The organism is Thiomicrorhabdus cannonii (assembly GCF_013391695.1).
In the GTDB taxonomy this organism is placed as follows: domain Bacteria; phylum Pseudomonadota; class Gammaproteobacteria; order Thiomicrospirales; family Thiomicrospiraceae; genus Thiomicrorhabdus; species Thiomicrorhabdus cannonii.
Window position 1 is genome coordinate 40,177 of sequence record NZ_JACBGH010000005.1, and the last position, 12,266, is coordinate 52,442.

The following is a 12,266-nucleotide window of genomic DNA, read 5'->3' on the forward strand; positions in this document are numbered from 1 at the left end:
CACGAGGTGGCTGCACGAGTAAAAATGGTTAAAATTCACCTGATTTTCGTTCAAAAACTTGCCAATAGCTGGCTATTGGCCGCGTTTCCAGCCTTAATCAGTCAAATTTTCCCTCATTTTTGCTGCGCGCCCCACTCGTGCAAAACTCGCTGTTGTAAATTTGTCTGTAAATAATGGTGTGGTATTATAGCGCAATTCATTTCTTATTCTTAGCTTTTAGGAGACTTCATCTATGTTAGAAGCCTATCGTAACCACGTTGCCGAGCGTGCTGCTGAAGGGATTCCACCTTTACCACTCAATGCAGAACAGACCGCGCAATTGGTTGAACTGATCAAAAACCCACCGGCGGGCGAAGAGGCGTTTGTTTTGGATTTGTTGAGCAACCGCGTACCGCCTGGGGTCGACGAGGCTTCTTACGTTAAAGCGAGTTTTTTGGCGGATGTGGCCAAAGAGAGCATCGAGGTGGCGTTGATTGCACCGGAACAGGCGACTTTCCTGTTGGGCACCATGCTGGGTGGTTACAACGTCCAGCCGTTGATCGACCTGCTCGACAGCAGCAATGCGGCCGTCGCCGAAGCGGCGGTTGAAGCGCTGTCAAAAACCCTGCTGGTTTACGATAACTACCATGATGTGGCAGACAAAGCCAAAACCAATGCTTATGCGCAAAAGGTCATGCAATCGTGGGCAAACGCCGAGTGGTTCCTGAACAAGCCGGCTATGCCTGAAAGCATTACCGTTACAGTTTTTAAAGTAGATGGCGAAACCAACACCGACGATCTGTCTCCAGCCACAGCGGCCTGGTCGCGTCCGGATATTCCATTGCACGCCAAGGAGATGCTGGCAGCACGTATGGATGATGTGCAAGGCACGATTGAACAGTTGAAAGCCAAGGGCCATCCGGTTGCTTATGTGGGCGACGTGGTCGGTACCGGTTCTTCGCGTAAATCGGCGATGAACTCGGTCATGTGGTTCTTCGGGGATGACATTCCGTTTGTGCCGAACAAGCGCCAGGGCGGTGTGGTACTGGGCGGCAAGATCGCGCCAATCTTCTTTAACACGGCAGAAGACTCCGGTTCTTTGCCGATCGAATGTGATGTGTCTGCGATGAATATGGGGGACGTGATTACCATTCACCCCTACGCCGGTAAGATTACCAATGCCGCGGGCGAAACCATTTCTACGTTTGAATTGGCGCCGGACACCATGCCGGACGAAGTGCGCGCCGGCGGGCGTGTGCCGTTGATTATCGGCCGCGGTTTGACCGACAAGGCGCGTAAATCCCTGGGGATGGAACCGTCCGATGTCTTTATCCGTCCGCAGGACAAGTCGCAGGCGGATCACGGTTATACCTTGGCGCAGAAGATGGTCGGCAAGGCGTGTGGCATTGAAGGCGTGCGCCCTGGCATGTATTGCGAACCGCACATGACGACGGTCGGTTCTCAGGACACCACCGGCGCGATGACGCGCGATGAGATGAAGGAACTGGCCTGTCTGGGCTTCTCTGCCGATCTGGTGATGCAGTCTTTCTGCCATACGGCGGCTTATCCAAAACCAGTTGATATTAAACTGCAACACTCGCTGCCGGAGTTTATGACGAGCCGTGGCGGTGTGGCGTTGCGTCCGGGTGACGGGGTTATCCACTCCTGGTTGAACCGCCTGTTGTTGCCGGACACGGTGGGGACCGGCGGTGACTCGCACACGCGTTTCCCGATTGGTATTTCCTTCCCTGCGGGTTCGGGTCTGGTGGCGTTTGCGGCGACCTTGGGCGTGATGCCGTTGAATATGCCGGAGTCGGTATTGGTGCGCTTTAAAGGCAAAATGCAACCGGGCATCACACTGCGTGATCTGGTGAATGCGATTCCTTACGCGGCGATTCAGAAAGGGCTGTTGACGGTCGAGAAGAAAGGCAAGAAAAACGTTTTTAACGGCCGCGTGTTGGAAATCGAAGGTCTGGAGCATTTGAAAGTTGAGCAAGCGTTTGAATTGTCGGATGCGTCTGCGGAACGTTCCGCCAACGGTTGTGTGGTCAAATTGGGCAAAGAGCCGATTATCGAATACCTGAAGTCGAACATGGCGTTGATCGACTGGATGGTGGAGAACGGTTATCAGGATGCACGTACACTGTTGCGCCGCCGAGACGAGATGCAGAAGTGGATCGATAATCCACAACTGCTCGAAGCGGATGCGGACGCCCAGTATGCTGAAGTGATTGAAATCGATCTGGCGGACATCAAAGAGCCGATTGTGGCCTGCCCGAACGATCCGGATGACGTCAAACTGTTGTCGGAGGTCGCCGGCGACAAGATCGATGAGGTCTTTATCGGCTCATGTATGACCAACATCGGTCACTACCGCGCCGCCGGCAAGGTCATGGAAGGCATGAGCAATGTGCCGACCCGTCTGTGGATTGCGCCGCCAACTAAAATGGACGAGCGTCAGTTGATCGAAGAGGGCTATTACAGTATCTTCGGTAAGGTCGGTGCGCGTACCGAGATGCCAGGCTGTTCATTGTGCATGGGTAACCAGGCGCGTGTGGCGGACGGCGCCACGGTGTTCTCGACCTCAACGCGTAACTTCCCGAACCGTTTGGGTAACGGCGCTAACGTGTATCTGGGTTCTGCCGAACTGGCGGCGGTGTGTGCTGCGGTCGGCAAGATTCCGACCGTGGCTGAATACATGCAAGCGGTGGCCAAGCTGGATACGATGACCGGTGATGTTTACCGTTACCTGCAATTCGACGAGATGGCGGATTACGAAGTGGTGTCGCCCAAGAAGTTGTCGGATATCGGTGTGGCCGTTGCCTGATTAGCGGCCAATTAAACTGAACAGGCCGGGTACCCGGCCTGTTCAGTTTTTACAGACACTAAAAAGCACAAAGCCCGCTTGAGTTTATGGACTCAAGCGGGCTTTTTTGTAGCCGTTACGACACCTTTATGATTTTTTATCATGACTTTTATCGCTTTGCGGCGATGGCTTTTTTAGGTATGCGCGGTGATACAGTTGCGGCCAAGGCGTTTTGAATCGTATAGCAGCTGGTCGGCACGTTGCAGCAGGCTTTCAGTGGAGTCATCATCGCGTAGGCTGGTGACGCCGAAGCTGGAGGTGATGGTGAAGCTAAAATGCTGTTGCAGTTCGATGCGTTTGCGCAGGCGTTCGGCAATGGTTTGCGCCACGGTGAAAGAGGTGTTGGGTAGCAGAATCACAAACTCTTCACCGCCCCAACGCGCAAAGATGTCGTTATGGGTGATGCCGTCACGGATCAGCAGGGTGAGGTATTTGAGCACTTCATCACCCATTAAATGACCGTGGTTGTCATTGATTGATTTGAAGTGGTCGATGTCGAAGAAGATGACGCTCAAGGGGTTGTTGTGCGCACGATTTTTGGCCATGTTTTCATGCAGGGCCTTTTTAAAAGCGTGGCGGTTGAGTACGCCGGTGAGCGAGTCGATATTGGCCAGACGTTTTAGGGTTTGCTGCTGCGACATGAGGCTGCGGGCATAGAAGAAAATCAGCCCGCTGATAAGCAGTAACAGCACTTCGTTGACGGCCAGCACTTCGAGATAACTTTTATTGAGCGTACCCAAGGCCGGCTCTTCATGGTAGTTGACGATATAGCCGATTTTTTGACCGGTAAAGTCCTGCAGGCTGTATAGGTGGGTGAGGTAGTGTTTGGCGCCTATCTGGGTGACAAAGCTGCAGCGTTCGCAGTTGCGCTGAAATTGCGGGCGAATGGCGGCATTAATCTGCTGTAGCGTGTTTTCGTCCAGCGTGGCGGTGCCGGCGTGAAATCCCTTGATTTTTTTGTCGCGCAGCAGGTCGTCATCGATGGTTGAAGCCTCGTAATTGGAGAGTTCATCGGCAAAGACTTTTTGTTCGATAGCCTTGCGCTTGAGCAATATGGCGCTGTATTCGACATGGTTGTGGAGCACGAGTTCGAAGATGGAGTCGACCGAGAAGGAGATTTCAACGGTGCCGACGAATTCGTTTTTGTAGCGAATGGGATAGACGTGTCTAAAGCCGTTGTAGATGCGGCCTTCTTCAAAGCCGGTGACCGGTTCGCGGGTTTGATTGACCGCCATAATGGTCGGACGTACGCCGGAGAGATCGTCGCCGAATTTATCCGGGCGGTGAAAACGTAGAAAACTCACCGCATTGGGCAGGTGAAAGTGCAGTTGGCGCAGATTTTCATTGCGCAGCATCTGGTAGGTTGGATAGAGCTTGAGGTAGAGTTCGCGGCGTACAGCGTCACGTGTGGCTTGGTCGCCATGATAGGCCTCGGCCATGAGTTTAAAAATCTCGTCCTTGAAAATGGCGCTGATGAAGATGCTGCGTGCCGTCAGTGACAGCGCCTCTTTGCTGGAGTTGAAGCTGTTTTGACTCAGGGAGGCGGAGTAGTTGATGAGGCGTTGTTTTTGCGCCTGATAGTTTTGGTAAATGATGGTCAGGCTGATTAGGCTGAGAACCACAAACGCCCCGATGGCGACCAGCTTGGCAAAATGCCGTGCTAGAAACTGCTTGAGCGGCGATGTGTTCTGAAAGTGTGCAATAGGCATTGGCGTGTTAGCGAACCTTGTTACCTGAATGTCGTTGTTAAGCCGGGTGTTGCCGTGATGTTCAGTCATTAAAGCGTGAGTAAGGCGCCGTAAAATGGCGTAAGCCGCTGAAAATCATGGTTAAAATACTGGGTATTATAGCCGATAAGTTGCGTAAAGGTCGGTTTATGCGCGTTTTAATCAAGGTATGGAAAGGAATAACGGCGCTCGGCCTGCGATGTTGCAAGTGCGCCAGCTCCAAAGAACGGTGTGGCGCGCTTGCGACGGCTAAGCATAGGGCTTAAGAGGGGGTAAGCTCCGGCCGTTTTGGTGTGGTTGGTTATTTTAGCGTGTACAGATAGCTGCCCAGGCGGGTGGCGGTTTCCGCGCCCAGATCGCCCATCAGCTGCTCAAACAGGGTTTTTTCCGATTCATAAAGACGGCTATGGTCAACGCCGACAATATCGCGTTGTACCGAACCCATGTCCCCCAAACCGTCGATCAGGCCGTTTTGCACGGCTTCATCGCCGAGCCAAACCAAGCCGGTAAAGGTCTGTTTGTTTTCTTTAAGACGCTCGCCGCGGCCGTCACGTACCGCCTGGATGAACTGCTGATGGGTGCGTTCCAAAATGCGTTCTTGGAAGAATTTGCGGCCCTCTTCGTCTTTTTCGGCAAACGGATTGATAAAGGTTTTGTGTTCGCCGGCGTGCATCGAACGGTTTTCGATACCCATTTTTTCCATCAGGCCGGTAAAGCCGAAGCTGTCCATGCGCACGCCGATAGAGCCGACAATGGAACCCTTATTGGCGTAGATGGCGTCAGCCGCCACGGCGATGTAGTAGCAGCCCGACGCGCACAGGTCTTCAACCACGACATAAACCGGTTTTTGGTAAAGGGTTTTCAGGCGGGTGATTTCGTCATTGATGAGGGCCGACTGTACCGGGCTGCCGCCGGGTGAATTGGCCTGAATAATGACCGCTTTGCTGGAGGGATTGGAGAACGCTTTTTCCAGCAGCGGGTTGATCATTTCGGCACTGGTCAGTGTTCCGGGCATAATCGGGCCGTCGAGTTTGATAATGGCGGCATGTTCCTTGCCGTCGGCCAAAGACTCCAGGTCTTCGAGATTGTTCATGTTTTCAATGGCGATAAAAATGAAAAACAGGATGTAGGCGGCCACCGCCAGTTTGAGGAAGTTGGCGACCCGGCGCGTCCAGCGTTCCTGTTTGACCAGTGATTCCACGGCAGAGGCAAGACGTTTGAAACCTTGCGGATCTTGCTGAGAGGTGTCGTTTTGAGGGCCAGTTTCCATGTTTTATCCTTTATAATACAGGTCGTTGATTGTATAGCTTTGCGCCATTTTACCCTGATAAATCTTATGACCCAACCATCCGACAAAAAAATGCTGGTAGACGATGCGGCCGAACCCGGCCTGTTGAGTTTTTCCGACGACGAAAACACGGAAGAAGCCAACTGTGATGCAGATGACAAAGTCTATGAAGATTTTAATATCGAGGCTTTTCTCAAGCAGTTGACAGAGCGGCCCGGCGTCTATCGTATGCTCAATGCGGCGGGCAAGATTATCTATGTGGGCAAGGCTAAAAATCTCAAGCGCCGCGTATCCAGTTATTTCAAGAAGTCGCACGACGAAATCAAAACCGCACGTATGGTCAAGCAGGTGGCCGCCATCGAGGTAACGGTGACCGATACCGAAAGCGAGGCCTTGATTCTTGAGAACACGCTGATCAAACGTCATAAACCCAAATACAACATTCTGTTTCGCGATGACAAGTCGTATCCGTATATCTATGTTTCGACTGGCAAGGCTTTTCCTTCATTAAGCTATCATCGTGGCGCCAAACGCCGGGTAGGGGAATACTTTGGCCCGTTCCCGAATGCGGCCGCGGTGCATCAAACCTTGCAGGCACTGCAAAAGATTTTTCCGGTGCGCCAGTGCGCCGAAAGTGTCTTCAACCATCGTTCGCGGCCGTGTCTGCAATACCAGATCAAACGCTGTTCCGGCCCTTGTGTGGAAGGGCTGGTCACGCAACAGGAATATGCGCAGGATGTGCGTCATACCCTGATGTTTTTGCAGGGAAAAAGCTTTGATGTGATTGAGGAATTGGGCAAGCAGATGGAGCAGGCCGCCGAGGCCTTGGCGTTTGAGCAGGCCGCCCGCTTGCGCGACAAGATTTCCGCGCTGCGTGCCGTCCAGAGCCAGCATCTGATTAATCAGCCGGGCAACCGCGATATGGATGTGATTGCGTTGAGTGAAGCGGCGGGGCAGGTTTGCGTCTGTTTAATGATGTATCGCGGCGGCAATCTGTGGGGCAGCGAACATTTTTACCCCAAACAGCTGGAATTTGCGGAAACCGGAGTTGACCGTGATGCGGTTTTGAGCGCCTTTATCAGTCAGCATTACGAGGCGCATCCGGTGCCGGCACAGCTATTGGTGCCGGAGAAATTGACGGAGCAGAAAGTGCTAGAGGCGTGGCTGAGCGAGAAACGCGGTCAAAAAGTCAAGTTACAGTTGCCCGCGCAGCAGACCGCCAAAGGCCTGATGCAGTTGGCTCAAACCAATGCAACCAGCGGTTTGAAACAGCATTTGAGCCAGAAAGCGTCGCAGTTTGAACGGGTGCGGGCCTTGCAGGAAGCGCTGGCGTTGCCTAAAGCGCCGAATTACATGGAGTGTTTTGACATCAGCCACACCCAAGGCGCGCAGACGGTGGCCAGTTGTGTGGTGTTTAAAGACGGCGTGCCGAGTAGCCGCGATTACCGCAAATTCAATATCGAAGGCATTCAGGGCGGCGATGATTATGCAGCCATGCACCAGGCGTTGCAGCGGCGCTATAGCCGTTTGGCCAAAGAGGGCGCGGTGCTGCCCGACCTGATTGTGGTGGACGGCGGTAAAGGCCAGCTCAATCAGGCGATTGATGTGTTGAAAGGGCTGGAGCTCGAGATGATTCCGCTGGTTTCGGTGGCCAAGGGCGAAGGGCGCAAAGCGGGGCTGGAAATACTCTACACTCCTTATAATGAGGAGGGTATCGATTTGGAGGCGGATGATGTGGCGCTGCATCTGATTAACCACATCCGCGACGAAGCGCACCGTTTCGCCATCACCTCGCACCGCGCCAAACGCACCAAATTACAGACCCACTCCGCGCTGGAGGACATCGAGGGGATCGGTCCTAAAACGCGCAAGGCCCTGCTGCTGCATTTCGGCGGTCTGGCGGAGGTCAAAAACGCCTCGGTGCAGGAGTTGCGCAAGGTCAAGGGGATCAGTCTGGATAAGGCGCAGCGCATCTATGACTTTTTTCATGGCGCACTGTGAATCGCGCTGAATTTGTCCGCGCGCAACAAACGATTTAATTTTTATTGACAACGGTATGCGTTAACCCGCCTTTAACGTACAATGCCCACTACTAGTGTTTAAGGACGTTTTTCTTTCCATGAATCTGCAATCCCTTCCCATGATGATGACGTGGTCGCGCGTCGTTTTGATTCCGGTTTTTCTGATCTGTTATTACGCACCGATTGAAGACGCGCGTTTTTGGGCCGGTCTGGCGTTTATGATCGCGGCGATTACCGACTGGTTTGACGGGTTTCTGGCCAGAAAACTCGGCTCTGACAGCAAGCTGGGCGCGTTTCTGGATCCGGTGGCCGACAAGTTGATTGTGGGCGCGGCGCTGGTGGTGGTAGCGGCAGAGTACCATGACAACTTATTGGTGATTCTCTCGGCCATCATCATTCTGATGCGTGAAATCGGCATTTCCGCGCTGCGCGAATGGATGGCGGAAAACAACGCCCGTGAAGTCGTGGCTGTTTCAAAATTGGGTAAAATCAAAACCGCCTCGCAGTTGGCGGCTTTGACCTGGCTGCTTTACGGCGGCGAGTTATGGGGCGTCAACTGGGGCGAGCTGGGTTTTCCGATGCTCTATTTTGCGGCCGTCCTGACGCTGATTACCTGGGTGCAATATATGCGTGCCGCCTTGCCTGAAATCCTGCGTTCAACAGAATCAAAGAGTTAGAAACAACCCGGCCTGTTGGCTTTTCGGCAGGCCGGATCGGACGCAAAAACGCCTCCAGAAAATTACAGTTTCTTGACACAAATCCCTTGACGTTAAGCAATAAACCCCTATAATACGCCAACATCAAGCGGGAATAGCTCAGTTGGTAGAGCACAACCTTGCCAAGGTTGGGGTCGCGAGTTCGAGTCTCGTTTCCCGCTCCAAAATATGGCGGAATAGCAAAGTGGCTATGCAGTGGATTGCAAATCCATCTACCTCGGTTCGATTCCGGGTTCCGCCTCCATTTTCCTTCGATTGCTCTGTATCTGGCACCTTGGTGCTTATGTCATGCCCAGGTGGCGAAATAGGTAGACGCAAGGGACTTAAAATCCCTCGGTGGAAACACCGTGCCGGTTCGACCCCGGCCCTGGGCACCATTTCTCGTCTTTACACTTGATTTCCCCGATAGACTTCTCTTAATTAAATCTCTATAGACTTCAAACCGTTGCGTTTGGCGTTATCGCTTTTTTGGTGGCCGAATTTTTCAATCCGCTGCTAATCATTGACGGTTTGTACGTTATTGCGGCTGTTTTCCTTAGCCAGGTAGAGTGCGCGGTCAACGCGGTTGAAGAGGTTGTCCAGTGAGTCTCCGGCTTGGTAAGTGGTCACACCGAAACTACAGGTCAGTTTGAGGTTTGGAAGTAATTCCGCATCGGCGATTTCCCGGCGCAGTCTTTCGGCATCGCGTAGCGCTGCAGACAGGTCGGTATTGGGCAGAATGATAATGAATTCTTCGCCTCCCCAGCGTGCGGGAAAATCATTGCTGCGGGTATGTGCGTTCAGCAGTTGCGCGAGCTTTTGCAGGGCCAAATCGCCGGTTTTGTGGCCAAGACGGTCGTTGATCAGCTTGAAGTAATCAATGTCAAGCAGCATCAGGCTGAGGGGCTGCTGATAGCGTTGGGTTCGCTGGATTTCAATTTCGAGTTGTTCTTCAAAGCGGCGGCGGTTGAACAGGCCGGTCAGCATATCGTGGTTAGCGTTGTATTCGGCTGTTTGGACTTTTTGTTCAAGCTGCTGATTGAGATGCTGCAGTTTGCTGGTATGGTTTTTGGTTAGAGCCTTGAGTTTGGCATTGTCACTGCTGAGCAGCTGGTTTTTCTCTTCCAGTTCGATGAGCGCGGTTTTGAGGTCATGAATATTGCTGTGGGCACCGATCATGCGCATCACCTTGCCGGTGGTTGAGCGTTCGACGATTTTGCCGCTGTCTTCAACCCATAGATAATCGCCGTCGGATTTTTTACAGCGGTACTGGATGCGGTAGACGTCGCAGCGTCCTTCAAGGTAGTCTTCAAAGTGCGCCATGACCCGTTGATAGTCTTCGGGATGGATGATGTTTTCCCAGGTGATGACGTCTTCGGGCAGTTCGCCGATGGGATAGCCGAGCATACGGAACCACCCGGCGCTGCGGATGACTTTGCCGTTTTTGGCATTCCAGTCCCAGATGCCTTCATTGATGATATCGAGTATGAAGTAGAGGGTCTTTTCAGCCTGTTCAAGGGTTGTGTGTGAATAATGATTCGACATGACGATCCCTTTACCGGTGAGTTGCAAAACTATGCACTTATCTTCCTATACTAATGATTGTTTACGCTTTAGTCTAAATTTTTTGCAGAACGCCTCCTTGTATCCTGATACTGCAAAGCACGCAATCACGTGCATTGACAGGCCTTGAAGGCTCCAGTAAACTCCACCCTTCAGTTGGGGGTGCACTGCGCCTGCGGCGTGTCTTCCGCTCTGTTTTGTCCATATAACAACATAGTCATCACATCATGAATAAAGTTATTGACCTGAAAGGGTCTATCCTCTCGCTCACCGTTCTTAAAATTTACAGCAATGATATGGACGCGCTCAAAGAGGCGCTCAATAAAAAAGTCTCGCAAGCACCGGATTTTTTTGTGGGAATCCCCGTCGTTCTGGAACCTCAGGTTGAAAAGCTAGAACCGATGCTGCTGGCGTTGCTGGTGGAGTTTTTGCATCAGAAGGGAATGGTACCGATCGGCATCCGCACGCAGGACGAGGCCATCAAGGAACAGGCCAAATATGCCGGCCTGGCGATTTTCAACGAAGAAGTAAAGGCCAAGAAGCGCCCGCAGGAGGAATCCAAACCCGCCGCCGCGCAAACTGAACAGGCCGGGTTGAAGACGGCGTTGGTGGTGAATCATGCAGTGCGTTCCGGCCAGCAGATTTATGCCAAAGACCGCGATTTGATTGTGCTGGGCTCGGTCAATCCGGGTGCGGAAATTATCGCGGACGGTAATGTGCATGTCTACGGCACCATCCGCGGCAAGGTATTTGCCGGTTCGCAGGGTGAAACCGGTGCGCGGATTTTCGCCCAGAAAATCGACCCCGAACTGGTGTGTATTGCCGGGCTGTATCAGTTGGCGGAAGACATCGCCCCCGCACACAAAAATGGTTTTGTCGAAATCGCATTATTGAATGACCAACTGCAATTCAAAATGTTAAGCTAATACGTCGAATTTATAAGATGGAAAGGCGGGCACGCTGAAAGATGCCCGCCGTTTCAAAGCAGAAAATAGAAAGGAGTCAGAGTGTCTCGCGTTGTTGTTGTTACCTCCGGTAAAGGAGGGGTGGGTAAAACCACAACCAGTGCCAGTTTTTCTACCGGTTTGGCCCTTAAAGGCTACAAGGTGGCGGTCATCGATTTTGACGTGGGTCTGCGTAATCTGGATTTGATTATGGGGTGTGAGCGCCGCGTGGTCTACGATTTCGTCAACGTGGTGCAGGGCGAAGCCTCTTTGCAGCAGGCGTTGATCAAAGACAAGCGCATTCCCAACCTTTATATCCTGGCGGCGTCGCAAACGCGTGATAAGGATGCGTTGACCCAGGAAGGCGTTGAGCGTGTTATCGAGCAGCTTAAAGAAGCCGGGTTTGACTACATTATCTGCGACTCGCCGGCCGGGATCGAAAAGGGCGCGCAGCTTGCTCTGTATTTTGCCGATGAAGCCTTGATTGTGACCAACCCCGAAGTTTCTTCGGTGCGTGACTCCGACCGTATCCTGGGCATCTTGCAGGCCAAATCGCGCCGTGCCGAAAAAGGCGAAGCGCCGATTGTAGAACACCTGGTATTGACGCGTTACAACCCAAGCCGGGTTGAGGCGGGCGAAATGCTGTCGGTGGATGACGTGATTGATCTGTTGAGTGTGAAGCTGCTCGGCGCGGTACCGGAGTCGGAAGACGTCCTGAATGCCTCCAACTCGGGGATGCCGGTGATTATGGAAGACAAATCGGCCGCTTCGCAGGCTTATAAGGATATTGTCGAGCGTTTCTTGGGTGAAGAGATTGAACATCGTTTCTTGACCGCTGAAAAGAAAGGGCTGTTCAAAAAGCTCTTTGGAAAATAAGCAAGTAATAGGAGGAAACCATGGCGCTACTCGATTACCTGCTGGGACAGCGTAAGAAAAAATCCGCAAATCTGGCCAAAGACCGTTTACAGATTCTATTGGCGCATGAGCGTTCCGAGCGCAATGCGCCGGATTATCTGCCGAAAATGCGCGAAGAGATTTTGGCGGTGATTGCCAAGTATGTCGACATCGACGACGAAAAACTGCAGATTTCAGTGGACGAAGCCAACGGCTTTGAAGTGCTGGAACTGAATCTGGTGTTGCCGGAACACAACCGTTAACACCGCGATGCGTTGTATGTGCATTT

The 12,266-nt window shown here is 52.6% G+C and carries 9 protein-coding genes and 3 tRNA genes; 9 read left to right on the top strand and 3 right to left on the bottom strand.

Going from position 1 to position 12,266, the window contains the following annotated elements:
* Window positions 1-232 precede the first annotated feature (232 nt).
* Complete coding sequence (gene acnB, locus HZ297_RS07050) at window positions 233-2,806, top strand: bifunctional aconitate hydratase 2/2-methylisocitrate dehydratase (protein ID WP_178862303.1); 2,574 nt, start codon at window positions 233-235, stop codon at window positions 2,804-2,806.
* 173 nt (window positions 2,807-2,979) lie between these two features.
* Here the strand turns inward: acnB and HZ297_RS07055 are convergent, their stop codons facing one another.
* Both HZ297_RS07055 and sppA read right to left on the bottom strand, forming a co-directional pair.
* Window positions 2,980-4,554 (bottom strand): sensor domain-containing diguanylate cyclase, encoded by a 1,575-nt coding sequence (locus HZ297_RS07055; protein WP_178862304.1) that lies wholly within the window; start codon window positions 4,552-4,554, stop codon window positions 2,980-2,982.
* A 319-nt stretch (window positions 4,555-4,873) separates the two neighbouring features.
* Window positions 4,874-5,842: a signal peptide peptidase SppA gene (sppA, locus tag HZ297_RS07060; RefSeq protein WP_178862305.1), complete on the bottom strand. Its 969-nt coding sequence runs from the start codon at window positions 5,840-5,842 to the stop codon at window positions 4,874-4,876.
* A gap of 66 nt (window positions 5,843-5,908) precedes the next feature.
* Here sppA and uvrC point away from each other — a divergent pair, with 66 nt between their 5' ends.
* From uvrC to HZ297_RS07085, 5 genes are all read left to right on the top strand, one after another.
* On the top strand, window positions 5,909-7,861 hold the full coding sequence (gene uvrC / locus HZ297_RS07065) for an excinuclease ABC subunit UvrC (RefSeq protein ID WP_246261725.1): 1,953 nt from the start codon (window positions 5,909-5,911) through the stop codon (window positions 7,859-7,861).
* 118 nt (window positions 7,862-7,979) lie between these two features.
* Entirely contained in the window at window positions 7,980-8,558 is a 579-nt protein-coding gene (gene pgsA, locus HZ297_RS07070; RefSeq protein ID WP_246261727.1) for a CDP-diacylglycerol--glycerol-3-phosphate 3-phosphatidyltransferase, read from the top strand.
* A 127-nt stretch (window positions 8,559-8,685) separates the two neighbouring features.
* Window positions 8,686-8,761, top strand: a tRNA-Gly gene (locus tag HZ297_RS07075).
* Window positions 8,762-8,767: 6 nt separating this feature from the next.
* A tRNA-Cys gene (locus HZ297_RS07080) sits at window positions 8,768-8,841 on the top strand.
* Between the two features lie 46 nt (window positions 8,842-8,887).
* A tRNA-Leu gene (locus HZ297_RS07085) sits at window positions 8,888-8,974 on the top strand.
* A 118-nt stretch (window positions 8,975-9,092) separates the two neighbouring features.
* Here HZ297_RS07085 and HZ297_RS07090 read toward each other — a convergent pair.
* On the bottom strand, window positions 9,093-10,121 hold the full coding sequence (locus HZ297_RS07090; RefSeq protein WP_178862306.1) for a sensor domain-containing diguanylate cyclase: 1,029 nt from the start codon (window positions 10,119-10,121) through the stop codon (window positions 9,093-9,095).
* A gap of 245 nt (window positions 10,122-10,366) precedes the next feature.
* On the opposite strand from HZ297_RS07090, the gene minC reads away from it, so the two are divergent.
* The 3 genes from minC (at window position 10,367) to minE (ending at window position 12,240) form a co-directional block, all read left to right on the top strand.
* Entirely contained in the window at window positions 10,367-11,065 is a 699-nt protein-coding gene (gene minC, locus HZ297_RS07095; RefSeq protein WP_178862307.1) for a septum site-determining protein MinC, read from the top strand.
* An 81-nt stretch (window positions 11,066-11,146) separates the two neighbouring features.
* Window positions 11,147-11,959 (top strand): septum site-determining protein MinD, encoded by an 813-nt coding sequence (gene minD / locus HZ297_RS07100; protein ID WP_178862308.1) that lies wholly within the window; start codon window positions 11,147-11,149, stop codon window positions 11,957-11,959.
* Between the two features lie 20 nt (window positions 11,960-11,979).
* Window positions 11,980-12,240 carry a cell division topological specificity factor MinE gene (gene minE, locus HZ297_RS07105; RefSeq protein ID WP_178862309.1) on the top strand — a complete coding sequence of 87 codons (261 nt, stop codon included), beginning with the start codon at window positions 11,980-11,982 and terminating at the stop codon, window positions 12,238-12,240.
* Window positions 12,241-12,266: the final 26 nt, after the last annotated feature.

Coding starts and splice junctions, on each gene's coding strand:
- acnB (WP_178862303.1), top strand. CDS start 233: ATGTTAGAAGCCTATCGTAACCACGTTGCCGAGCGTGCTGCTGAAGGG.
- HZ297_RS07055 (WP_178862304.1), bottom strand. CDS start 4,554: ATGCCTATTGCACACTTTCAGAACACATCGCCGCTCAAGCAGTTTCTA.
- sppA (WP_178862305.1), bottom strand. CDS start 5,842: ATGGAAACTGGCCCTCAAAACGACACCTCTCAGCAAGATCCGCAAGGT.
- uvrC (WP_246261725.1), top strand. CDS start 5,909: ATGACCCAACCATCCGACAAAAAAATGCTGGTAGACGATGCGGCCGAA.
- pgsA (WP_246261727.1), top strand. CDS start 7,980: ATGAATCTGCAATCCCTTCCCATGATGATGACGTGGTCGCGCGTCGTT.
- HZ297_RS07090 (WP_178862306.1), bottom strand. CDS start 10,121: ATGTCGAATCATTATTCACACACAACCCTTGAACAGGCTGAAAAGACC.
- minC (WP_178862307.1), top strand. CDS start 10,367: ATGAATAAAGTTATTGACCTGAAAGGGTCTATCCTCTCGCTCACCGTT.
- minE (WP_178862309.1), top strand. CDS start 11,980: ATGGCGCTACTCGATTACCTGCTGGGACAGCGTAAGAAAAAATCCGCA.